This is a genomic window from Methylobacterium sp. AC315 (assembly GCF_979253755.1).
This window is the reverse complement of sequence record NZ_CEEDEA010000104.1, coordinates 1-253: the sequence shown is the minus strand read 5'-3', so window position 1 is coordinate 253 and position 253 is coordinate 1. Positions and strand designations below refer to the sequence as shown.

The following is a 253-nucleotide window of genomic DNA, read 5'->3' as shown; positions in this document are numbered from 1 at the left end:
GATTGCCGATGTCGGCGCCCTGGTCGATCGCCTGCGCGCGGGCAAGCTGACCGAGGCCCCGGCCGTGCCTCCGGGCGCGATCGACGCCTTCGTCATGCGCTCGGCCACCGCCCGCCACACGGCCGACGTGGGCGCCGGCCTGATCGAGGCCAGCCGCGGACACCTGCCGAAGGAGCGCGCCCTGCGGGTCCTGCAGGTCGGAGGCGGCCCGCTCTCCGCCCCGGCGGCGGCCTTCGCCGCCGCGGCCGCGGCC

1 protein-coding gene is annotated in these 253 nt (G+C 79.1%); it reads left to right on the top strand.

Annotated features, from left to right (window positions below):
• Positions 1–253, top strand: a 253-nt coding sequence (locus AC0IY0_RS28875) for a hypothetical protein (protein WP_471766494.1), incomplete at both ends; no start/stop codon positions are given.